Annotated in this window: 20 protein-coding genes; 16 read left to right on the top strand and 4 right to left on the bottom strand. The window is 47.5% G+C overall.

What is annotated here, in order from left to right:
- Positions 1-167 precede the first annotated feature (167 nt).
- The 6 genes from leuC (at position 168) to AC2YIT_RS28270 (ending at position 6,790) form a co-directional block, all read left to right on the top strand.
- Positions 168-1,571 (top strand): 3-isopropylmalate dehydratase large subunit, encoded by a 1,404-nt coding sequence (gene leuC / locus AC2YIT_RS28245; RefSeq protein WP_430850336.1) that lies wholly within the window; start codon positions 168-170, stop codon positions 1,569-1,571.
- A gap of 51 nt (positions 1,572-1,622) precedes the next feature.
- On the top strand, positions 1,623-1,988 hold the full coding sequence (locus tag AC2YIT_RS28250; RefSeq protein WP_430850334.1) for a four helix bundle protein: 366 nt from the start codon (positions 1,623-1,625) through the stop codon (positions 1,986-1,988).
- A gap of 27 nt (positions 1,989-2,015) precedes the next feature.
- Complete coding sequence (leuD, locus tag AC2YIT_RS28255) at positions 2,016-2,612, top strand: 3-isopropylmalate dehydratase small subunit (protein ID WP_430850332.1); 597 nt, start codon at positions 2,016-2,018, stop codon at positions 2,610-2,612.
- A 76-nt stretch (positions 2,613-2,688) separates the two neighbouring features.
- On the top strand, positions 2,689-4,251 hold the full coding sequence (locus AC2YIT_RS28260) for an alpha-isopropylmalate synthase regulatory domain-containing protein (RefSeq protein ID WP_487281402.1): 1,563 nt from the start codon (positions 2,689-2,691) through the stop codon (positions 4,249-4,251).
- Positions 4,252-4,302: 51 nt separating this feature from the next.
- Positions 4,303-5,373, top strand: coding sequence for a 3-isopropylmalate dehydrogenase (leuB, locus tag AC2YIT_RS28265; protein WP_430850328.1), 1,071 nt, complete (start codon positions 4,303-4,305; stop codon positions 5,371-5,373).
- Positions 5,374-5,635: 262 nt separating this feature from the next.
- Positions 5,636-6,790, top strand: coding sequence for a 2-isopropylmalate synthase (locus AC2YIT_RS28270; RefSeq protein ID WP_430850326.1), 1,155 nt, complete (start codon positions 5,636-5,638; stop codon positions 6,788-6,790).
- 141 nt (positions 6,791-6,931) lie between these two features.
- On the opposite strand, the gene purU is transcribed toward AC2YIT_RS28270, so the two are convergent.
- Positions 6,932-7,765 carry a formyltetrahydrofolate deformylase gene (gene purU, locus AC2YIT_RS28275; protein WP_430850324.1) on the bottom strand — a complete coding sequence of 278 codons (834 nt, stop codon included), beginning with the start codon at positions 7,763-7,765 and terminating at the stop codon, positions 6,932-6,934.
- A 146-nt stretch (positions 7,766-7,911) separates the two neighbouring features.
- On the opposite strand from purU, the gene AC2YIT_RS28280 reads away from it, so the two are divergent.
- Entirely contained in the window at positions 7,912-8,397 is a 486-nt protein-coding gene (locus AC2YIT_RS28280; RefSeq protein ID WP_430850322.1) for a GAF domain-containing protein, read from the top strand.
- A gap of 71 nt (positions 8,398-8,468) precedes the next feature.
- On the opposite strand, the gene AC2YIT_RS28285 is transcribed toward AC2YIT_RS28280, so the two are convergent.
- The gene (locus AC2YIT_RS28285; RefSeq protein WP_090149248.1) at positions 8,469-8,765 is read right to left on the bottom strand and encodes a muconolactone Delta-isomerase family protein; all 297 of its coding nucleotides are present in this window, start codon (positions 8,763-8,765) and stop codon (positions 8,469-8,471) included.
- Positions 8,766-9,013: 248 nt separating this feature from the next.
- Here AC2YIT_RS28285 and AC2YIT_RS28290 point away from each other — a divergent pair, with 248 nt between their 5' ends.
- The 6 genes from AC2YIT_RS28290 to AC2YIT_RS28315 all read left to right on the top strand — a co-directional run bounded on the left by AC2YIT_RS28290 (position 9,014) and on the right by AC2YIT_RS28315 (position 14,954).
- Positions 9,014-9,583, top strand: a complete 570-nt coding sequence (locus AC2YIT_RS28290; protein ID WP_090385172.1) for an RNA polymerase sigma factor — start codon at positions 9,014-9,016, stop codon at positions 9,581-9,583.
- A gap of 157 nt (positions 9,584-9,740) precedes the next feature.
- Positions 9,741-11,078 carry an outer membrane beta-barrel protein gene (locus tag AC2YIT_RS28295; RefSeq protein WP_430850319.1) on the top strand — a complete coding sequence of 446 codons (1,338 nt, stop codon included), beginning with the start codon at positions 9,741-9,743 and terminating at the stop codon, positions 11,076-11,078.
- Positions 11,079-11,176: 98 nt separating this feature from the next.
- Entirely contained in the window at positions 11,177-12,409 is a 1,233-nt protein-coding gene (locus AC2YIT_RS28300) for a serpin family protein (RefSeq protein ID WP_487281403.1), read from the top strand.
- Positions 12,410-12,601: 192 nt separating this feature from the next.
- Positions 12,602-13,888: an LVIVD repeat-containing protein gene (locus AC2YIT_RS28305; protein WP_430850315.1), complete on the top strand. Its 1,287-nt coding sequence runs from the start codon at positions 12,602-12,604 to the stop codon at positions 13,886-13,888.
- A gap of 1 nt (position 13,889) precedes the next feature.
- Positions 13,890-14,468 (top strand): hypothetical protein, encoded by a 579-nt coding sequence (locus tag AC2YIT_RS28310; RefSeq protein ID WP_487281404.1) that lies wholly within the window; start codon positions 13,890-13,892, stop codon positions 14,466-14,468.
- Positions 14,469-14,480: 12 nt separating this feature from the next.
- A complete protein-coding gene (locus AC2YIT_RS28315) occupies positions 14,481-14,954 on the top strand; it encodes an META domain-containing protein (protein ID WP_487281405.1) in 474 nt (157 codons plus the stop codon).
- A gap of 19 nt (positions 14,955-14,973) precedes the next feature.
- Here the strand turns inward: AC2YIT_RS28315 and AC2YIT_RS28320 are convergent, their stop codons facing one another.
- Both AC2YIT_RS28320 and AC2YIT_RS28325 read right to left on the bottom strand, forming a co-directional pair.
- Positions 14,974-16,095, bottom strand: a complete 1,122-nt coding sequence (locus AC2YIT_RS28320; RefSeq protein WP_487281406.1) for a glycosyltransferase family protein — start codon at positions 16,093-16,095, stop codon at positions 14,974-14,976.
- 2 nt (positions 16,096-16,097) lie between these two features.
- Positions 16,098-16,964, bottom strand: coding sequence for a UDP-2,3-diacylglucosamine diphosphatase (locus AC2YIT_RS28325; protein ID WP_487281407.1), 867 nt, complete (start codon positions 16,962-16,964; stop codon positions 16,098-16,100).
- A gap of 173 nt (positions 16,965-17,137) precedes the next feature.
- Here AC2YIT_RS28325 and AC2YIT_RS28330 point away from each other — a divergent pair, with 173 nt between their 5' ends.
- The 3 genes from AC2YIT_RS28330 to AC2YIT_RS28340 all read left to right on the top strand — a co-directional run bounded on the left by AC2YIT_RS28330 (position 17,138) and on the right by AC2YIT_RS28340 (position 19,794).
- Positions 17,138-18,613, top strand: a complete 1,476-nt coding sequence (locus tag AC2YIT_RS28330) for an energy transducer TonB (protein ID WP_487281408.1) — start codon at positions 17,138-17,140, stop codon at positions 18,611-18,613.
- A gap of 133 nt (positions 18,614-18,746) precedes the next feature.
- Entirely contained in the window at positions 18,747-19,610 is an 864-nt protein-coding gene (locus tag AC2YIT_RS28335) for an SPFH domain-containing protein (RefSeq protein ID WP_487281409.1), read from the top strand.
- A gap of 1 nt (position 19,611) precedes the next feature.
- Positions 19,612-19,794, top strand: a complete 183-nt coding sequence (locus tag AC2YIT_RS28340; RefSeq protein WP_487281410.1) for a type II toxin-antitoxin system antitoxin — start codon at positions 19,612-19,614, stop codon at positions 19,792-19,794.
- Positions 19,795-19,848 lie beyond the last annotated feature (54 nt).

Here is a 19,848-nt window from a genome sequence, read left to right on the forward strand (position 1 = left end):
ACCCTGCCCCTAAACCAAAATCACTATTTTTTGAACCTTTACCGTTATATATATTCCTTTAATTATGCGGTAATTTGTAATGTCGATTCTCCTTCTGAGAAAGGCGTTGATTATCAGCTCTTTCTTTGAAGCCTGAACGACGAGGCGAAATTCTAATTTTAATCAAAATGAGTAATCAAGCGAGTACCCTTTTCGACAAAGTGTGGGATGCCCACGTTGTTCGTAAAATCGAGGACGGTCCGGATGTTTTCTTCATCGACCGCCATTTTATCCACGAAGTAACAAGCCCTGTTGCATTCCTGGGACTCGAAACCAGAGGCATTGGCGTGATGTATCCCGAGCGTACTTTCGCAACGGCGGATCACAACACTCCTACCATCAACCAGCACCTTCCGGTTCAGGACCCGCTCTCGGCGAATCAGCTGAAAGCCCTCGAAGCGAATGCTGCGAAATACGGCATTTCACACTGGGGACTGGGCCATGCCCGTAATGGTATCGTGCACGTGGTTGGACCGGAAAACGGTATCACGCTCCCCGGCATGACCATCGTTTGCGGTGATTCGCACACTTCTACCCACGGTGCTTTCGGCGCGATCGCGTTCGGTATCGGTACTTCGGAGGTGGAAATGGTGCTTTCTTCGCAGTGCATTATGCAGCCCAAGCCCAAGAAAATGCGTGTAAACGTAAATGGCAAGCTGGGCAAAGGTGTAACGCCGAAAGACGTAACACTTTATATCATCTCGAAACTGACTACTGCCGGTGCAACGGGTTATTTCGTTGAATACGCGGGAGATGTTTTCGAAAATATGTCGATGGAAGGTCGTATGACGGTCTGCAATATGAGTATCGAAATGGGAGCCCGTGGTGGTATGATCGCTCCCGACGAAACTACTTTTGCCTACATCAATGGCCGCGAGCAAGCTCCGAAAGGCGAGAAGTGGGACAAGGCATTGGCTTACTGGAAAACTTTGAAAACAGACGAAGGCGCTGTTTTCGATAAAGAATATACTTTCGACGCAGCGGATATCGAGCCGATGATCACCTACGGTACCAATCCGGGAATGGGTCAGGGCATCACCCGCGCGATCCCTACTTCGGATCAGGTGGAAGGTGGTAAGGCTACTTATGACAAGTCGCTGAATTACATGGGTTTTCACGAGAATGAAAATATGATCGGTAAGCCTATTGACTATGTTTTCATCGGTAGCTGTACCAATGGCCGTATCGAAGACTTCCGCGCGTTCGCGTCGATCGTGAAAGGCCGTAAGAAGGCTGATAATGTAACGGCATGGATCGTTCCTGGCTCGCACATTGTAGAAGCGCAGATTAAAGAAGAAGGTATCCTGGACATCCTGACCGAAGCTGGTTTCGAATTGCGTCAGCCAGGCTGCTCAGCTTGTTTGGCAATGAACGACGACAAAATCCCTGCCGGCAAATACGCGGTAAGTACCTCAAACCGTAACTTCGAAGGTCGCCAGGGCCCCGGTGCGCGTACATTGCTCGCAAGCCCGCTCGTAGCCGCAGCAGCAGCAGTAACGGGCGTGGTTACGGATCCGCGGACGTTGCTTTGAGGGCTTTAGGCGATAGGCCTTAAGCTATAAGCAGATTGCAATTGACACACTATGAGAGATTTCAGGAAGTATGAGGTATGGAGAATTAGCCATGAGTTTGTTCTGGATGTTTACATCAAAACGCGAACGTTTCCGGCAAATGAAACATACGGCGTAACCTCACAAATTAGGAGGGCTTCTGTTTCAATTCCAACGAATTTGGCAGAGGGGTGTGGCAGGACAACAGACCTAGAGTTCGCAAGATTCATACATATCTCATTGGGCTCTGCTCATGAAGTCGAATATCTCTTACAGCTTTCAAAAGATTTGGAATACCTTTCAGATGCGGATTATTCATTACTTAATGAAAGGATTAACCTGATAAAGAGAATGCTGTACAATCTAGAAAAGAGCATTACAAAAAAGCCTAAAGCTTAAAGCTTACGGCATAAAGCATTCAAAACAATGGCTTACGATAAATTCACCATACTGAAAAGCTCGGCGGTCCCTTTGCCGATCGAAAACGTCGATACCGACCAGATTATCCCTGCGCGCTTCCTGAAAGCAACTAAACGCGAAGGATTTGGCGACAACCTCTTCCGTGACTGGCGCTTCAACGGCGACGATACGCCGAAGCAGGACTTCGTATTGAACAATCCTATTTACTCCGGCAAAATCCTTGTGGGAGGCCACAACTTCGGTAGCGGTTCGAGCCGCGAGCACGCCGCGTGGGCGATCTACGATTACGGTTTTCGCTGCGTGGTTTCCAGCTTCTTTGCGGATATTTTCAAAGGCAACTCATTGAATATCGGTATTTTGCCAGTACAAGTGAGCCCTGAGTTTTTGAACAAAATCTTCGAAGCAATCGAGGCTGATCCTAAGGCAGAGCTGGAAGTGAACTTGCCGGAGCAGAAAATCACGATCGTTGCGACGGGCGAAAGCGAGTCTTTCGACATCAATGGTTATAAAAAACATAACCTGATGAACGGCTTCGACGACATCGATTATCTGCAAGCGATGAAGGGAGAGATCAAGGAATTTGAAGCAGAGAGAATATTTTAATGGCAGTCGGCTATCGGCTATCGGCTGTCGAACTTTTTTTGATAGCCAATAGCCGATAGCCGACGGCCGACTGCCCATGAACAGCCGCTACATAGAAATTATGGACACGACACTCCGCGATGGTGAGCAAACCAGCGGGGTGTCGTTTTCCGCATCCGAAAAACTGACCATCGCCCAGATCCTGTTGCAGGAAGTGAAGGTCGACCGCATTGAAGTCGCCTCGGCACGTGTGTCGGAAGGGGAGTTTCAGGCGGTTAGGAAAATCACGGATTGGGCCGGTGCGAATGGTTTTCTGGATAAAATAGAAGTACTCACGTTCGTCGACGGCGATGCGTCCATTAACTGGATGGTGCAGGCTGGCGCGAAAGTGATGAACCTTCTCACCAAAGGATCGCTGAACCATTTGACCCACCAGCTCAAAAAATCACCGGAAGCGCATTTCGAAGATATTCGTAATGTAATTGAGCTCGCGGAAACGAAGGGCATTCAATGCAATGTGTACCTCGAAGACTGGAGTAACGGGATGCGTAATTCGAAAGAATATGTGTTCCAATCGCTTGATTTTCTGAGTGCTTTGCCCGTCAAGCGAATTCTGCTCCCTGATACGTTGGGCGTTCTGACACCATTTGAGTCTTATACATTCATTAAGGAAATCGTTGAACGCTATCCTAACCAGCATTTCGAATTCCACGGCCATAATGACTATGACCTGGGTGTCGCGAATGTAATGGAAGCGCTTCGTGCGGGCGTACAAGGCCTGCACCTGACCGTGAACGGCATGGGTGAGCGTACGGGTAATGCGCCGCTCGCGAGCACGATCGCGGTGATCAACGACATGATGCCGGAATGTACGACGGCGGTGAATGAGAAGTCGCTGTACTCGATCTCCAAGCTGGTGGAGACGTTTTCAGGCATCCGTATCCCTGCAAACAAGCCCATTGTAGGAGAAAGTGTGTTTACGCAAACGGCTGGTATTCATGCAGATGGGGATAAGAAGAACAATCTTTATTTCAGTAAACTGATGCCCGAGCGTTTCGGTCGGCAGCGGTTGTATGCATTGGGTAAAACTTCCGGCAAGGCGAATATTGAGAACAACCTGCGTGACCTGGGCATTTCGCTTTCGGATGCCGATTTGAAAAAGGTAACGCAGCGCATTATCGAGCTGGGCGACAAAAAAGAGGTGGTTACGCCGGAGGATTTGCCTTACATTATCTCCGATATTCTCGACAGCAGTGCCGTGGAGGAGAAGGTGGTAATCACCAACTACGTGCTTACGCATTCCAAAAACCTGAAACCTTCTGCCACATTGCAGATTTCTTTCGGCGAAGAGGTTTTTGAAGAAAATGCGCAGGGCGACGGCCAGTACGATGCATTTATGAATGCCTTGAAAAAGATTTACGCAAAAAAGGGGATTGAGCTGCCGATGCTGAGCGATTATACCGTTCGGATTCCGCCAGGTGGTAAGACCGATGCCTTATGCGAAACGATCATTACCTGGGAGATCAATGGCAAGGAGGTTAAAACGCGCGGTCTGGACTCGGACCAGACGTTTTCGGCGATTAAGGCTACGCAGAAAATGCTCAACCTGATCGGCGTTCCCGAAACCAAGATTGAACCAATAGCGGATGCATTGTCGTAAGACAATGCATTTATTTTGTTTATAATTTATTGATTATCAATTAAATATTTAATGAAAAAGCATATCCTTATCGTTCCGGGCGACGGAATCGGACAAGAAGTTACAGAGGTAGGAAAGGCAGTGTTGGTAAAAATCGCTGAGAAATTCGGTCATGAATTCACTTACGACGAGGCGTTGATGGGCCACGTCGCCATCGAAGCAACGGGTAACCCACTTCCTGACGAGACATTGGAAAAGATGCGCAATTCCGACGCGATCCTTTTCGGTGCGGTAGGCCACCCGAAATATGACAACGATCCTACTGCCAAAGTTCGCCCTGAGCAAGGCTTGCTGAAAATGCGCAAGGAACTGGGTTTGTATGCCAACCTTCGTCCGATCAAGCTGTTCGATGAGCTTTTGGGTGCTTCTTCTATCCGTCCTGAAATCCTGAAAGGTTCGGATATCCTTTTCTTCCGTGAGCTCACTGGTGACATTTATTTCGGAGAAAAAGGGCGCAAAAACGACAACAATACCGCTTACGACCTCGCTGAATACAGCCGGTACGAAGTGGAGCGCATTGCCCGCAAAGCCTTCGAAGCTGCCCGTACGCGTGGAAAACGTCTCTGCTCTGTGGATAAAGCGAACGTTCTCGAAACGAGTCGGCTGTGGCGTGAAGTGGTTCAGGCTTTGGCTCCCGAATACCCTGATATTACCGTTGAGCACCAATTTGTGGATGCAGCAGCAATGATGCTCATCAAAGATCCTAAGCGTTTCGATGTTGTTGTGACCGCTAACCTGTTCGGTGATATCCTTACCGACGAGGCCAGCCAGATCGCCGGATCGATGGGAATGCTGGCTTCGGCGTCTGTCGGTGATAGCACCGGCGTTTACGAACCAATCCACGGCTCGGCGCACGACATCACCGGTAAAGGTGTTGCAAACCCCTTGGCATCAGTACTTTCGGCGGCATTGCTCCTCGATATTTCATTTGGTTTGAAAGAAGAATCGGAAGCGATTATTTCGGCAGTTGATAAGTTGCTGAAAGATGGTTTCAGAACTCGCGACATTGCCGATGCAGGTACTCCTGCTGATAAGATCCTGAATACCCAACAGGCTGGCGAAGAGCTTTTGAAAAGAATCTAAAAAATTTCAAAGATTTGCCAAACAATATTTGTTGCATTCAAAACTTGTGCTTTCTTTGCAGAAGAAAATCGCGGTGAGCGAAATTTCGCAACATGAATATGAGCCAGCAAGTTAACCTAATTCTCAATCTTCAACAGCTACCGTGAGGCGGGAAAGGTTATGTTTTGATAAGTTACAGACCCTTTCCCGTGACAAGGAAAGGGTTTTATATTGCCTGAAATATTGTTAAATTCGTGTCCCATAAAAAAATTAATACCCACCAATGAGTAATCGAGTTCAGATCTTCGACACTACTTTACGAGACGGCGAGCAGGTGCCGGGCAGCCAATTGACCACAGAAGAAAAAATCGTGGTTGCCACACAACTCGAAAAGCTGGGGGTAGATATCATCGAAGCCGGCTTCCCGGTTTCAAGTCCCGGAGATTTTCGTTCCGTGGTAGAGATCTCCAAAGCTGTGCGTGAGCCTATCATTTGTGCGCTCTCACGTGCAGTGCCAGGCGATATCGATGCAGCTGCAGATGCACTGCAGTATGCCAAACGGGCACGGATCCACACAGGTATCGGTTCTTCCGACATTCACATCCAGCATAAATTCAACACTACCCGTGAAAAAATCATCGAGAGAGCAATAGCGGCTACGAAATATGCTAAAACCAAAGTGGAGGATGTTGAATTTTACTGCGAAGATGCGGGCCGCGCGGACTTGGTTTTCCTTTCACAGTTGGTGGAAGCAGTGATCGGTGCGGGGGCAACGGTAGTAAATATCCCTGATACAACAGGTTACTGCCTGCCCGACGAGTACGGAAACAAAATCAAATACATATTCGAACATGTTTCGAACATTCATAAAGCTACTATCTCTATCCACTGCCATAATGACCTCGGCTTGGCTACTGCGAACTCTATCGCGGGTATCAACCAGGGCGCACGTCAGGTAGAGGTTACGATCAACGGGATCGGCGAGCGCGCCGGTAACACTTCGCTCGAAGAGGTAGTGATGGCATTGAAAGTGCATCAGGAACTGGGCCTTGAAACAGGCATCAATACGCAGCACATTTATCCGACCAGCCAGCTGGTGTCGAAAATGATGCGTATGCCGGTGCAGGCCAACAAGGCGATTGTTGGGCGCAATGCATTCGCGCATTCGTCGGGTATTCATCAGGACGGCTTCCTGAAAAACAATCTGAACTACGAAATCATGAACCCGCAGGATGTGGGTGTCGATAAATCCGACATTGTACTGACTGCCCGCAGTGGACGCCACGCGTTGAAGCATCGCCTCGAATTGCTGGGCTTCTCGTTTGAAAAACCGGTGTTGGACGAGCTGTACACACGGTTCCTCGAAGTAGCCGACATCAAGAAAGAAGTAAACGACGGAGATCTGGTTGAGCTGGTACGTACAGCGGAGGCAGTTTAATTAGAATATGCTTAGAATTAGTTAACAGCTTGAATCTGAATTTGATGTTTTAAAGAAATTTTTGTAAGATTACACATTCAATAACATCCATCAGATTGCAAAAAGCCCTCGGTGATTCTGACTAAGGGCTTTTTCTTTGTTTTACAGGATAATGGTGCGGTTGTGGTGAATGAAAACGCGGTCGTTAAAAACCAGTTTTAAGGCCTTCGAGAGCACCGCTTTTTCAGTATCTTTTCCCAAAGTTGCCATGTCCGAAGCGGTCAGTTTGTGGTCGACTTCCTTTACATCCTGTGCGATGATCGGACCCTCATCTAGGTCGTTATTCACGAAATGCGCCGTGGCTCCAATGATTTTCACGCCGCGTTCATAAGCCTGGCGGTAAGGGTTTGCCCCGATAAATGCGGGCAGAAAGGAATGATGGATATTCACGATCCGATTCGGGAAACGCTCGACAAATTGCGGCGTGATAATGCGCATGTATTTGGCTAGTACTACATAATCGGGTCGGTAAATCTCCAATGTCCTTAATATCGCCTCCTCATGCTCTTCCCGACTTTTATTTTCGTGCGAAATAAAATGAAAAGGTATCCCAAATTTGCCTACAAGTGGTTGTAGCGTATTATAATTGCTGATCACGGCCATAATCGTCGCATCCAGCTCATTGAATGCATAGCGGATTAGCAGTTCGCCCAGGCAGTGGTGCTCCTTGGTGACCATCAGCACAATATCCTTGTTCTTTTTAGGATTAATGCGCAGGTTCAGCCCGGCAGGTAGTTCGGATTGAAGTGCTTTTAATAGTTCAGGAATATCGGTATCCCCTTCGAATTCGGTACGCATAAAGAAATAGCGCGAAGGGCTTACGTACTCGTCGTTACTGATAATATTCTGATTGTGGGCAAAAAGAATGCGGGTAACATGATAGATCAAACCCTTGTGATCCGGGCCATCCATTAATAAGATATGTCTTTGACTCATAAGGGGACTGCTTGTAACACTAATCGGACATCAAATATACAACAGAAGGCGTGCTACCAGTGGCTCAATCAGAGTTCATTTTCATATTATTTGTAACTATTCGAAAGGCATGTGTGTTAACCAGAAATCGAGAAGTATTTAAGATTATGGCAGAAACTTTATTCATACCGACAGATACAAGCCGAGGTGAAATTTATGAAGCGCTTTTTCCGCAAATCGAAGCGCTAATTGCCGATGAAAGTGACCTTATAGCTAACCTTGCGAATATAACCGCGGTGTTAAAAGAAGCATTTGGATTCTTTTGGGTGGGATTTTACCTGGTTAAGGAAGGACAGTTGGTGCTCGGGCCGTTTCAGGGGCCGATTGCGTGTACGCGTATCCCCTTTCACAAGGGTGTATGCGGCGCAAGTTATACGCGCGCCGAAACCATTCTGGTCCCGGATGTAGAGCAATTTCCGGGTCATATTGCATGTAGCTCGGCATCGCGTTCAGAGATCGTCGTGCCGGTTTTTCACAGAAATGGAACCGTTGCAATGGTACTGGACGTCGATAGCGACCAGCTGGATGATTTTAGCGAAACCGATCAGGCAGCCCTGGAAAGAATTGGTGCACTGATTACCCGAAAACTCTGATTATTAATGAAAAAGCCTCGCCGTCTATTCAGGCAAGGCTTTTTCAGGCAACAAAATACTCTTAATTGGTGTCAGTTCAATGAAAACATGGGCAAGCGGAGGGCTACCACATTGTTGAACATAAGTTTGGTTATTTTGGGATCCATATAGTCGATCAGCGGAAATTCCGAGACGAGCGACATTACTTCAAATTCAGTTTCTGCGCGAACCACACACCAGAGTCTGGAATAATCATCGGACAAAGCATAAGACATCAGCCTTCCTTGCTCCATCAGTTCATTAATCTTTTTTCTCTGAGCAGGTATTTTTGCTGTGAAATCTTCCGACATGACAGCCGGCAGCTGGATTTCAACCATATATTGGCTCATGGGGCGATAGATTTTAGGTTGTACTTTAATAAATGATATGCGCCTCTGAATAGTTCCTTGGCGTAAAGTACCCAACATTTGACAATAGTTTTTTCAAGTGTTCCAACCATTTTGATAATGAGGGTGTCAGACAATTTACGACGGAGGCGAAAGCGCAAGTCGGATCATAACGCAGCAGTAGTCGGCTATCTTATGGATAGAGGTGCTGAATTTAATTACAAACCGAACGAAGCACCCCTAACCTTCGGATGACGTTTAACGAACAAGAACTGGTGAAAGGCTGCAAGCAGCGCAACCGCATCGCCCAGAAACAGCTATATGATGTTTTTGGGGGTAAGTTGTTCGCTATTTGCCTGCGCTATACGAAAAACCGCGCTGACGCGGAGGACGTGTTACAGGATGCTTTCATCAAAATTTACGAAAACATAGATTCTTTCAGGGCCGACAGCCCGCTGGAATATTGGCTCAGATCGGTTGTTGTGAATACAGCACTGAACCATTTGCGGCAACAGAAATACCTGAAAGAGCTCGACGATATAGATGTACATCATAATGGCTTGTCGGACAGGGAATTCACGCTGGGGAATTTCCAGATGCAGCAACTCATGGAGATGATTCGCGAATTGCCGCCCGGGTGTCAGACAATCTTCAATCTCTATGCGATTGAAGGTTACCAGCACAATGAGATCGCCCAGATGTTGGGTATCTCCGAAGGAACGTCCAAATCGCAATACTCGCGGGCCAGGACATTGCTTCAGCAGAAGTTGAACAAAGAAAAAAGATTTGATGATGGATCCGTCCAACATAAACAATTTTGAGGATCAGTGGAGAAAGGCCTTGCAGGCGGCTTCCGAAACTCCCCCGCCGTCTGTGTGGGAGGGTATCGAAGCGAGTCTTGATAAGGAGCAGGAAAAGGTCGTTCCCATGTGGTGGCAGTCTCCGAAAGTGTGGTACGCTGCCGCGTCGATCGTCGCATTGCTGCTGGTAGGCGGCGGACTTTGGTTATCAGGTATCCAAATAAGTGATAAGCCACAAATAGCTGTGACTACGAAACCAGCCGGAGCGCCGGAGCGTGAAAAAGGTGAAGCAACCGGAAGAAAGACTTCTGCAAACGAGAGCTTGAATACGGAGAAATTGGCGGCTGCAAACGAGCCCCAAGTTTCGTCGGTAAAACCAGAACAGCGAGAGCCTTCTGAATCGAAGATCGGCTCAACAAGCCAAGGCAATGCACTTGGAAAAAACGAGAACGCATTTGCTAAAACAAAAAATCCTGTGGTTGAGCAGCCGGGCGTAGCAATTGCTGTCCGTGTTCAGAAACCGGTTGCTGAGAGCAGCTCATTGAATGAAGTAATCAGCACGGTCTCCGCACCTGTTGAGAACATACAGCCCATAGAAAGTGCGGTAGCAAAAGTGACCGGAAACAGTCATGCAACTACTCTGGCGGATCAAAGCCAAACGATTTCGGCACAATTGCTGGCATCTTTGCCTTATAGCGACCTGGACGTTTATGTACAGAAACGTCATGTTTTCTTCCGCCCTCAAATACAGATAGAGGAGCCTGTTAAAGAGAAAAAGCCAAAGGAATATTATGCGGGGCTGGGTGTCATGCCGGCATCGTTTAACCCGGATGTGCAGTTGAAAGAGGCACCTATGGCATTTTCAGGACAGTCGGTGAGCCAGAGACGGGCAACTACGGGATCCAGCGAAGCGCGGGCCTCTTATGCGGTGCAAACGCAGGGCGGTGTGCGGTTATCGAAACATTGGTCTGTGGAAACGGGCATCAGTTACCTCCGCGGCAATTCAGCTTATGAAGGAGGTGGTTATGTGCTGAATGCATACAGTAACCTATCTTCGAATGTATTGGAAAATGCATTGGCGGGATTGAGTAGCCCTTCTGCCGATAAAGCCGCCGGTTTCAATAATGGTGCATTATATATTGACGTTGCCAAAAAAGTAAGTAACAATTATCAATATCTCCAATTGCCGGTACAGGCAGGTTTTACTTTAAATCCTGATAAGAAATTCAGCTATTCGGTGCTCGGTGGTATGATGGCCAATTTCTTTTTGGTGAATGAACTGGAATCCGCTTCCGGAGAGATTATTCGAACAACTGCCAGCGATGATATTTACCGTGGTACGAACTGGGCGGCAACAACTGGGTTGAGATTGAATTATAAGCTCTCTTCAAACTGGGCTGCTAACCTGACGGGTTCTTATCAAAAGGCTGTTTCATCAGGTTTTAAATCGAATCAAAGCCTCGATTCACATCCTTATTTGTACGGCGTATCCTGGTCTGTTCGCTATTCTTTTTGAGATAATTCAAAAAAGATTCCAACCATTACCAGTTGGTTTGAATCTATCGATTTGTGGGTTGATTGTGGAGAAGGAAAATGTTCTTGCATCTGTTAGCCATGAAAATTTTAAAGAAGTCGACGACCCTTCCGATGCTGGCAGCAGCAATGCTGTTTAGTTGTACAAACGACAGCGTTACGCCCGGAAATGATGTAAATCCGGTAGAAATACCGGCCTCAGTTTCGAACGGGACCACTTCTTTTGCTTTTGACTTCATTCACGCGTTACAGAAAACGCAACCTGCGGATGAAAATTTCTTTGTATCCCCGCTCAGCTTGCACATGGCTTTGGGAATGCTTTTGAATGGCGCCGAAAAGGAAACCGCCGCTGAGATTCAAAAGACATTGAAAATGGATACGGTCGCATTGGCCGACTTGAATGCCGCATATAAAACTTTGGTCAACGATTTGCCGGTTGCCGACTCCAAAGTGAGTTTGGGATTAGCAAATTCGGTTTGGTATAGAAATGATTTTTCAGTTGAAAATGATTTTCAATCTGTTTTGAAAAACTCATTTGAAGCAGAAGTAACAGGTTTGCCATTCAACGATGCCGCGAAAGACCGTATTAACAAATGGGCGAGTGATAAAACGAAAGGTAAGATCAAACAAGTTCTGGATCAAATCCAGGAAGATCAGGTTATGTTCCTTTTGAATGCATTGTATTTTAAAGGAGATTGGAAAACGAAATTTGAATCAAATAAAACAAAGGACACGCCATTCCAGCTTGAAAACGGGCAGAGCAAGACGGTCAAAATGATGTATGCTTCCTCGGATTTCAAAGTAGGTGGCGGAAGCAACTATGCAGCCGTGCAGCTTCCGTACGCGAATGGGCAGTTTAGCATGACATTGTTGATCCCACGAGGATCAACTACAATAGACGAAGTGTTGAAAAGTATCACCGGTGACAACTGGATGCAGTTAAATGCGGGAAAAATGACGCAGCAGGGAGTCACAGTAGGTCTACCCAAATTTACGCTGAATTACTCAGCAAAATTGAAGTCGACCTTGCAGGAAATGGGCATTGATAAGGTATTTAAAGCCGGTGCGGAACTCGGAAAGATCAATAAATCGGGAAGGCTTATGGTAGATTTTGTGAAACAGGACGCCTACCTGGGTATTGATGAGCAAGGCACGGAGGCGGCAGCAGTCGCTTCAATTGGGGTTGTAGCTACATCGGCAAAACCTGAGCCACCGAGATACATTTGCGATCGTCCGTTTGGCCTGGTGATCAGCGAAAATACTTCCAATACCATTCTTTTTATGGGCAGGATCAAGAATCCGGAATCGAAATAAGAGTGCCGAAAAGCATTTAAAAATATCAAAGATAAAAAATACCGGTTCGCCGGTATTTTCGGGGTGCGTTATCGTCCGAAGGCCTTGCTTTCGGACGATTTTGTTTTGTATTCCAACCAATTACAGAAAAACGTTGTCCTGCATTTACCCAAGTTGAAATATCATTTTTGCTAGCCTCTAAAGCCTAACCGTATGAAACCTAAACTTTTACTGTTATGTGTCGTAGCATGGCTTTGCTGGTCGTGTAACGACCAATGTAAGGAAACGCGCGTTGTGCGTCGCTTTCATAACGCAACGTATTCGCTGCTTGAACTCAGGACGCAGGTCAAAGCGGAATCGCCTCGGGCTTTGGTACAGCCGGGAAAGATGTATGTCAAAGGGAAGTATTTATATGTTAATGAAATAAAGAAGGGTATTCACATTATCGACAACGGCAATCCAGCCAGTCCGAAATTTGTAACATTCATTAATATCCCTGGTAACGGCGACATAGCGGTACGTGATAATATTCTTTATGCCGACAGCTATTCGGACCTCGTTTCAATCGACATTACCGACCCTGCGGCGCCCAAAGAAGTAGGCCGGGTCAAGAATGTTTTTAAAACAGGTACTTTCGATGGTGGCAGCTGGTCACTGAATGAAACCATAGGCGCTATTTCCGATCAGGATGTAGAGTGGGTGACAGAAACTGTGACGGTGAACTGCGAAGACAATATTTCACCGTCATCATGGTGGGGTGGATGGCTGCTTACAGACAGAGCGTTTCTCAGTAGCGCATCGTCGGCTTCGCCGCAATCATCGGGTAGCACTAGTGGGCAGGGCGGCTCCATGGCTCGTTTCGCCCTCGATCGTAATTTTCTCTATGCCGTCGGCCAGAGCCAAATGCATTTGTTTAAGATCGACAAGCCTTCGCAACCGATTGATTTTAAAACGGTAGACCTAGGCTGGGGCATCGAAACCATTTTCCCTTACGACAACAAACTGTTCATCGGTTCCTCGTCAGGCATGTTTATCTACGACAATATTGACCCCGCGGAGCCCAAGAAGCTATCGATGTTTCAACACGGCCGCGCGTGTGACCCCGTGGTCGTGCACGAGGGTGTTGCCTATGTGACGTTACGTACGGGTACCGCGTGCGGAGGAGGCCAGAACCAGCTCGATCTCGTGGATGTAAGCAATCCCTCCACGCCGCAACTCATCAAAAGTTACCAGATGGAAAGCCCGCATGGCCTGAGTGTCGATTTCCCGACGCTCTTCCTCTGCGAAGGCGAGCAGGGTCTGAAAGTATTTGATGTGAGCGATCGCTTCTCGGTCGACAAAAATCAGCTGGCACATTTCAAGGATATGCATGCATATGACGTGATTTCGCTTGGAAAAACGCTGCTGTTGATCGGGGAGGACGGGTTTTACCAATATGACTCTTCCAACCCGAAAGATTTGAGGTTATTGAGCAAAATTCCCGTTGGAAAAGCGATTTGATATGAAAAAGATCGCGTACTTATGGTTGCTGCTCGCTGCTACGGCCGCGAACGCGCAAACGGGCAAAAGTCTCAGGTTCGTGAATCATACCGAGTTTGGCGGATTGTTTGGCAGGGTAAAATATAACAATCCTTATTCAGGCAACCAAGAGCAGGTCGATAGCAAGACAAGTCTTACCATCCAGACATTCAACGGGCTGCAATTGGACCGGCGGCTGTCTGCCGGTGTAACGCTCGGAATGGACTGGTATAAAGCTGCCTTACTGAATCCAGTCGCCGGAGGCGTGCGTTATGATTTGGCCGGAAGGAAAAACGTGCAGCTTTTCGGGACGCTCGATGCAGGTTACGCATTTACCTGGTTTCACGACGATTCCGAAGGCTTTGATACAAAGGGTGGGTTGATGATTAACCCGGGCTTGGGCATCAAAGTAGGAAAGCCGGGAACTGCTGCATTTACGCTCGCATTAACCTATAAGCGGCAAGAAGCGCACGTCACCAAAACGCCGTTATGGGATCAAAAAGAGCGGTTCGAAGACAGGGTTTATAACAGGCTTGCGCTGCGGTTGGGAGTCAGTTTTTAAAATTTATATGCCATGAAAAGAATTGTCTATTTGCTTATCTGTTTCGTTTTTATTGCCTTAACTGCATTTGAGTGCGGAAATAGAAAGGATTGCTGCGTTATGCCGCCGTGTTCGGAAGTCGCTTCGATAGCCGGTGCCTGGCGTCTGGATTATTTTCAAAATACTACCACAGGCGTGATAGACAAGGATCCCGGAATCAGCGGGAAGAGCGTGGTTTTCACCTTTTCTGACGATCAGAAAAATGGGACGATCGCTGGCTATACTTTCGTGAATACGGTTACCGGGGTTTATACGCTCGGCCCGAATTGCACCTTCAAAATTACCAGCTTTGGTGGGAGCAAAGTAGCCGAGCCGGAATGGAGCAGTAAGGCTTGGCTGCCATCGGATTCAACGGGCGGCAAAGGGAACTATCACGTGCAATCCGATAAACTGATCCTTAAATTTGATCAAAACCCCGAACAGCTGGTGTTTAAAAAAGAGAAGTAGGTACATCAGGCGGAGAATGTCAGATCTCCGATTGAATTTTCCGCCTGATATTGATTGATTTCTCAAACTCCGCGATTTCCCGTATAAACATCTGTTGCCCGCGGTTATACCAGTCTCTGAATTTCTCTGACTGGTCAATGTGCTTCGGCAGATAATCGAAAATCACCGACAGGTCAAACGACTTGGACATTACACCAGCGCCGGATATCACCCCGTCGATCGCATTGCATTCCTGCTCGAAATGGTTCGGTACCGGCACCATCATCACAGGTTTTCCCAAATACATCGCCTCGCAAACCGATTCGAAACCGGCTGTCGTCACCAATGCGCGGCAGGTAGCGAGCATCCGAAGATATTTTTCGCTGTTGATCTGGTGGAAAGTGAGTGTATTGTCAAACACAAACTCTTCCGAAGCATCCGCATTATCCCAAAAGCAATGTAATTGCACATCCGGGTGCTTTCGGTGCCAGTCGATTACCTGAGTGCTCAGGCTGTGATGGGTCATGTAAACAAGTATAAACGAACCCTTTTGTGGAGCAAGCCGTGTCACCTCCTTGCGGAGCAATGGTGGTACCACTGTGATTTTCAACTCGGGCGCTGAGGGCATTTCACGGAACGACAATGCAAGCCGGTTCGCCGAAAGCCAGGAGGTTGATTTGGAGTTGAGATTGATCAGAAATTGGTTGATCCGGCTGTTTTCAGGAAAAATAAATTTTGGGTGGAGCAAAAGGTATTGATGCGCGATGCAGACCATCGGTATGCCTGAGCGGTAGATCATATTGTAAAGCCCGCCATAAGTATCGTAAAAACTCACGATCAGGTCGGGGTTGATTTGCTTCACCGTTTCGTGGATGCGATGCAGGCTTTTGAGGTATTTGGGTAAATGTGCCAGGTGCGTGGCGATCGTCCTGCCCACATTCATGCCGCCGCCGTGTGCTTTGTAAATGATATTGGGCGCGGCAAAATGATGCACCGGAGCGAAGATCTGCTCCTGAAAAAAAGACGGAATATTCCGGCCCGGAGACGTCCCCACCATCGCACCCACCACCTTGTGTCCTGCACTACGCAGGATCTGGCCGAGCGAAATGGCTTGCGTCAAATGCCCCCGGCCCTCTCCCTGAACCAGAAAAAGGATTCTCATGATTATAGATAGCGCTGATTCCGCCCCGTCAGAAAACTGGTGAACGCCACCTGCTTCTCGATGCCGGGGAAGTTCTCAACGACTTTTTTGGTACTCGTTTTTTTTACAGGCTTCTCGATGATCTCCTGCTGGTCGTAGTAAAGCAGGCTCCAGTTTCCATCGAAATCTTCTACCAATGCACTCAGGGTCTCAACCCAGTCGCCGGAATTCATGTATTTGATACCATCGATTTCACGAATTGCCGGGTGATGAATATGCCCGCAGATCACGCCGTCGCAGTTACGAGAGCGGGCAAGTTCGGTCAGTTTCTCTTCAAAGTCGGTCATGTAGTTCACAGCCATTTTCACCGACTGTTTTACACGTTGCGATAAAGAGTAATAGGAGAGACCGCGCCATGCGCGATATTTATTGTAAAATTTATTAACCCAAAGCAGGAACGTATAGCCGATATCGCCCAGGTAAGCCAGCCATTTTAAATGGGTAGTGATAGAGTCAAAAACATCACCGTGGGTCACATAAAACCGTTGTGCGCCGGAGGCTAATACGTAATCTTTGCGGATCTGGAAATGCTTGCCGAGGCGCAGAGGAATGATCTGATCAAGGAAATCGTCGTGGTTACCGCGAATGTAGATCACTTTCGTCTTATTGTCTTCTATCATTTTCAGCACGCGTTTGAAAAACAGTGTATGCTTGCGTTTCCACACGCCATACTTTTTCAATTGCCACGCGTCGATAATGTCGCCATTCAGGATAAGCTTTTTGCACGTGTAGCTTTTCAGGAAATTGGTGACCTCTTCTGCTTTCGATCCTCCTGCTCCGAGGTGAACGTCAGAAATGATGATAGTCCGAAAGTGAGTTGTATCTCCCATGATACAAATTTTCTCATTTCATATTACCTGGATATTATTCGCAGGTTATCAGTAGGTTAAGTTTGTACTAAAAACTACTTCTACAAATCGTTTTTGAAATATTTACAGAGTAACTATGAGTTTCTTTAAAAGAAAAACAGCATTTTTACTGTTAGCATAACTCAGCAGCCCTAATGAAAAAACTACTCACTCTATTGTTGTTTTCAGGTGTACAGGCCTTCGCTCAGCAGGTGTATTTGCCCCATGAAGTAGAGAAACAAGCAGAGCCGGCAGGTGGCCTGACAGTACTCAATCAATTTATCACTTCCAATCTCCAGATCCCGCTTCCAAACGCAGTAAAAGGTGTAAACGGGCGGGTTTATCTCAAAGGCGTGGTGCAGCCGGATGGCAGCATGAGCAATATCGAAGTGACTCGCGGGATAGACACCTTGTGCAATGCAGCGGCTGTGCGAGTCTTGGGGATGTATAAGGCCTGGAAACCGGCTATGCTGGGTGGACAACGGGTCCGGCAAACGGTCTTTTTCCCGGTAGCATTCAAAGCGGATGCCAAGCCGAGTTATGACGTTGCACGGCACGCTTTCGTCGATTATTTCACGAACGATTTCATCCCGGTAGACTCAGCGCGGGCGAAATACCGGCGTACATTGCCCGTCGATGACCAGGGCTTCGTGTCTGGTGACGTAGCTTACGAAGAAGCAAAGGGCAAAAAATGGAAGAAGCTGGGCGAGGCGAAATTTACCAGGAAGGAGATTCGCTACAAGTCGCGTTTTGTGAATCTCAATGCGGACTCGATACCTGCCTATCGTATCTCTGCCCGCGATTTCAATGAGGCTAGCCACGCTGCCGAAGTTACATTCGATTCCGCTGGCCGAATGCTTTCATATGTCGAATATGGCGTCGATGGAAAGGCTTCGATGATCAAGGACTATGACTTGAATGGTATGGTAAGACGTCAACAGTTGCTGACAGACTCGCTGGTGACAGACGTTTACTGGGATCCAAACGGTCAGATCAGAGCTCACAGGGATTTTCCCGTTAACAAAATGGGCGTTAAAGAAGAACCGCTACTGCTGAATGCCTGGGGGCCGGATGGTGCGCAATATGTAAAAAGCGGGGAAGGCTATTGGCGCGGGGTTGGAGAAACGCCGAACGGCAAATGGCTGTTTGAGGAGGGAACTGTTGTGAATGGCATCAAAGACGGCAAATGGATTGGCAAATTGGCCGATAGTACCCGATACTACGAGGAAGTTTACGATTTAGGCCAGTTTAAAACCGGCGTTTCATGGGTCAATGGAACACAAATGGAATATACCAAGCCTCTGATCAATCCCGAGTTTAAGGGAGGTATGAAAGAGTTTTACAAATTCCTTGCGTCCAATATCCGGTATCCGCCTAGTGCAGCTAAAAACGGCGTAGCAGGACGTGTAATGCTATCGTTCGTGGTTTGTGAAGATGGTTCGATGTGCGACTATAAAGTAGAAAACAGGGTAGGCTATGGAATAGACGAGGAAGCGCTGAGGGTAGTCAAGCTAATGAGTGGAAAATGGGAGCCTGGCGTGATGCGTGGTCAGAAGGTTAGGGTTAAGTACAACCTGCCCGTCAACTTTCAGTTGGAAACCCGTACTCAGGTGATCGTTCACAGATATTAATGGGTGTACCACCATCCATCCTTTCCCCGAGCCGGTCACAAGCTCCGGGATTTTTTTTGTCCCAAATGCATTAGAAAGTTGCGCGGAGTTTGATAATATTGTGATATCAATTTAATATCAAACCAAACCAGCTATGATCGAAAAGGAATTACGCTCTATCTCAGGCTATCTGCTGTTTGTGATAGGCCTTGCGCTGCTTTTTGGCGGCTTTGTATATTTTGTAACTACTGGCAGTCCGGTTACGGGGATTATCATTGCCGTCATCGGATTTATCATTCTCATCGGTCTCACGGTCATTAACCCGAATGAAGCGGTGGTGACTACTTTTTTTGGAGATTACATGGGTACAATGAAGCAAAACGGCTTGCGTTGGGTAAACCCGCTCTTCCGCAGGAAAAAGATCAGCCTGCGTGCCCGTAACCTGAATGGTCAGAAGCTGAAAGTGAACGATAAACTCGGGAACCCCATTGAAATCGCTGCAGTAGTGGTATGGCGCGTGGGCGATACAGCCAAGGCTTCTTTTGAAGTAGATGATTATGTAAAATATGTAGAAATCCAGTCGGAAGCGGCGGTGCGGCATTTAGCGGGCATTTATGCTTACGATTCGATGGAAGATGAAGAGGCGAACGCCCAGGAGGTGACGTTGCGGGACGGCAGTGGAAAGATCAACGAAATGCTCGAAGCCGAGCTGACCGAGCGCCTGAGCCGGGCCGGTATCGATGTCCTGGAAGCGCGTATTAGTCACCTTGCCTATGCACCTGAGATCGCGGGAGCGATGCTGCAACGTCAGCAGGCATCGGCTGTGGTAGCTGCGCGCCGCCAGATTGTGAACGGGGCCGTGGGAATGGTGGATATGGCTTTGGCGATGCTTTCCGATAAGCAGATCGTGGAGCTCGACGAGGAGCGCAAGGCCGCGATGGTGAGCAATTTGTTGGTAGTTTTGTGCGGTGAGAAGGCGGCGACACCCATTTTGAACGCCGGTACTTTGTATCCATGATATGGCGGAGAAAAAAGCATTTGTTTTGCGGATCAATCCTGATGTGCTTAAGGAACTCGAAACCTGGGCACAGCAGGATTTCCGCAGTTTGAACGGGCAGATTGAGTTTTTACTGAGCGAGGCGCTGAAAAAACAAAGGCGCTCAAAATCAAAGGGAAACGATAGGGACGGTGCAAAAGATTAATTAAAATGTTAACATTGCACTTATATAGTTGTCGTACTAATTTTTTAAAGCTCA

The sequence above is a fragment of the Dyadobacter sp. SRI_021 genome, assembly GCF_057586235.1.

Coding starts and splice junctions, on each gene's coding strand:
- AC2YIT_RS28260 (WP_487281402.1), top strand. CDS start 2,689: ATGAACAGCCGCTACATAGAAATTATGGACACGACACTCCGCGATGGT.
- AC2YIT_RS28270 (WP_430850326.1), top strand. CDS start 5,636: ATGAGTAATCGAGTTCAGATCTTCGACACTACTTTACGAGACGGCGAG.
- AC2YIT_RS28320 (WP_487281406.1), bottom strand. CDS start 16,095: ATGAGAATCCTTTTTCTGGTTCAGGGAGAGGGCCGGGGGCATTTGACG.
- AC2YIT_RS28285 (WP_090149248.1), bottom strand. CDS start 8,765: ATGAGCCAATATATGGTTGAAATCCAGCTGCCGGCTGTCATGTCGGAA.
- AC2YIT_RS28305 (WP_430850315.1), top strand. CDS start 12,602: ATGAAACCTAAACTTTTACTGTTATGTGTCGTAGCATGGCTTTGCTGG.
- AC2YIT_RS28340 (WP_487281410.1), top strand. CDS start 19,612: ATGGCGGAGAAAAAAGCATTTGTTTTGCGGATCAATCCTGATGTGCTT.
- AC2YIT_RS28335 (WP_487281409.1), top strand. CDS start 18,747: ATGATCGAAAAGGAATTACGCTCTATCTCAGGCTATCTGCTGTTTGTG.
- leuC (WP_430850336.1), top strand. CDS start 168: ATGAGTAATCAAGCGAGTACCCTTTTCGACAAAGTGTGGGATGCCCAC.
- AC2YIT_RS28280 (WP_430850322.1), top strand. CDS start 7,912: ATGGCAGAAACTTTATTCATACCGACAGATACAAGCCGAGGTGAAATT.
- AC2YIT_RS28330 (WP_487281408.1), top strand. CDS start 17,138: ATGAAAAAACTACTCACTCTATTGTTGTTTTCAGGTGTACAGGCCTTC.
- AC2YIT_RS28315 (WP_487281405.1), top strand. CDS start 14,481: ATGAAAAGAATTGTCTATTTGCTTATCTGTTTCGTTTTTATTGCCTTA.
- leuD (WP_430850332.1), top strand. CDS start 2,016: ATGGCTTACGATAAATTCACCATACTGAAAAGCTCGGCGGTCCCTTTG.
- AC2YIT_RS28250 (WP_430850334.1), top strand. CDS start 1,623: ATGAGAGATTTCAGGAAGTATGAGGTATGGAGAATTAGCCATGAGTTT.
- purU (WP_430850324.1), bottom strand. CDS start 7,765: ATGAGTCAAAGACATATCTTATTAATGGATGGCCCGGATCACAAGGGT.
- AC2YIT_RS28290 (WP_090385172.1), top strand. CDS start 9,014: ATGACGTTTAACGAACAAGAACTGGTGAAAGGCTGCAAGCAGCGCAAC.
- AC2YIT_RS28310 (WP_487281404.1), top strand. CDS start 13,890: ATGAAAAAGATCGCGTACTTATGGTTGCTGCTCGCTGCTACGGCCGCG.
- AC2YIT_RS28300 (WP_487281403.1), top strand. CDS start 11,177: ATGAAAATTTTAAAGAAGTCGACGACCCTTCCGATGCTGGCAGCAGCA.
- AC2YIT_RS28325 (WP_487281407.1), bottom strand. CDS start 16,964: ATGGGAGATACAACTCACTTTCGGACTATCATCATTTCTGACGTTCAC.
- leuB (WP_430850328.1), top strand. CDS start 4,303: ATGAAAAAGCATATCCTTATCGTTCCGGGCGACGGAATCGGACAAGAA.